The 2,176-nt window shown below is 31.4% G+C and carries 2 protein-coding genes; both read left to right on the top strand.

Features of this window, described 5'->3' with window-relative positions:
* A partial coding sequence (locus A9G24_RS07390) for an IS3 family transposase (protein WP_081303126.1) occupies positions 1-850 on the top strand: 850 nt, incomplete at its 5' end.
* A gap of 171 nt (positions 851-1,021) precedes the next feature.
* Positions 1,022-2,089 carry a hypothetical protein gene (locus A9G24_RS07395; protein WP_141673113.1) on the top strand — a complete coding sequence of 356 codons (1,068 nt, stop codon included), beginning with the start codon at positions 1,022-1,024 and terminating at the stop codon, positions 2,087-2,089.
* The last annotated feature ends 87 nt before the right edge of the window (positions 2,090-2,176 follow it).

The following is a 2,176-nucleotide window of genomic DNA, read 5'->3' on the forward strand; positions in this document are numbered from 1 at the left end:
AGGAAGAAATCATAAAAAAGCTTTAGTGCCAACTGGGGCACGTAAAACGTGGGCACAGCAACTACAACAAAATCATTCAGTTACTATTGCTATGAGTTGTGCCATTGTTGGCTTAAGCCGTTGTGCTTACTATCATCAACCTAAGTTACCGGATGATTCGGTGATTATTTCGGTGTTGAATGCTATCACAGACCGGCATTTACGCTGGGGCTTTCCCAAATGTTTTAATCGCATCAGAAAGCTCGGCTATAAATGGAATCATAAACGGGTGTATCGGGTGTATTGTGAATTAAAGCTTAATCTCAGGGTAAAGCGTAAACAGCGCATTCCTCTACGAAACCCAGAAAGGCTATCAGCCCCCAATAAACAAGGTGAATGTTGGTCAATGGATTTTATGAGTGACAGTAGTCGTAATCAGCGTCGCTTTAGGACGTTCAATGTCATCGATGACTTTAATCGTGAGGCGCTAGGCATTGATATTGCAGTAAGCTTACCGGCAGGGAGAATTACCCGTTACTTAGATAAACTGGCTGAATATCATGGCTATCCATTAAAAATACGGGTCGATAATGGGCCAGAATTTACAGGAAAAACCTTTATAAACTGGGCTAAATCCCATGATATAGCCATTGATTATATCCAGCCCGGTAGCCCTTATCAAAATGGCTATATTGAACGATTTAATCGTACCTATCGTACTGAAGTACTCGATTTATATCTTTTTAACAACTTAGCGCAAGCAAGGAGAATAACCGAAGAATGGTTAACGATTTATAATACCGAAAGACCGCATGAGGCATTAAATAACATGACACCGATTGAGTATAAAACACTAAAACAAGCAGCATGATTTTCTACGTGAGCTGTGTACTAAGTTTGGGATATTTACAAATTCAATCTTGCTTCCTAAGTTTATTGCTCATTAATGGTTAAAATGAAACGCTAATATTAAAATATAGATAAGCCCAAAGAAGCACTTTATAGACGAAAAAAGGGAAAATAATCTAAAAGTGAGGTTGGAATGATTTGTATAAAAAGAATAGTTTTTACCATGGTGTTTTTTTCTAATTTTGTATTTGCAAATTATAGTATTTATGAAGGCACTATAGATAAGTATAAAGTAGAATTCTATTTTGATGCCTTTTATAAGGATGACATTAATATTATCTATATAGATAATAAAACTTATGAACCCAAACAACTTAATAGTACTAATAAATATCAAAATGACAAAAGTATAATATTTAACATTCCTGAAACAAACTTTAGCACATCGAGCATAGATACTATCGTAATAAAAAATATTGATTTTGATGAGGATAGCACCATTATTTTTAATAAAACATTAGAATGTGAGTCAAAATTATATGGCACATTTAAATTAAATAAAAAATTTGACTATGATTTTAAAACACATGTTAATGCTGTTGATCATAATTTAAAACTAGAGAAAAATGTGGAATTTAATAATGTAGAAATTATACAACGAGAATCTACTAAAGATTATTATTTTAAAACTATTATTTCAAAGAAAAAAAGTGAATTTTTACAAGTTGTCGGGATCAATATTTACAGGAAAAAGGATGGTAGTTTATTTCAAACAATCAATAATCTGAAAGATTTTGGGTTTCTTTCTTTCACTAGTATAAATACAGATAGAGATGCTAATTTTGATGGTAAAGATAATGATTTTTACATTTCTAAAACTACAGAAAGCCTTAATGAAAGAAATATCATTGACGCTTATTACTCTTATGATAAGAAACAAGATAAATTTGTTTATCTAAACTTAACAGGTCGTTTTATTGCTTTTGATTCTGAAAAAAAGACAGCAGAGAAAGTAAAATATTGCCCTAAAGATTACTTTAATCATGTCATTTTAACTGATTTATATCAATATACAGATAAAAAAAAATACACTTTATCAAATTCTGAATGTAAGTTTGAAAAGAAATCCGAGGACAATTATAAATTGTTATTTACTCGCCAATGCAATAATGAAGAAAGAAAATTTTGTATCAATGCTAGCGAATTATTAATCGATGATTATTTTTGTAAATACCCCAAACTTAGTACAAGATTCAAGTAGAAAATCATGCTGTTTGTTTTAGTGTTTTATACTCAATCGGCGTCATGTTATTTAATGCCTCATGCGGTCTTTCGGTGTTATAAATCG

Origin of the sequence: Gilliamella sp. App6-5 (genome assembly GCF_001690525.1) — a bacterium.
GTDB lineage: Bacteria > Pseudomonadota > Gammaproteobacteria > Enterobacterales > Orbaceae > Gilliamella > Gilliamella apicola_H.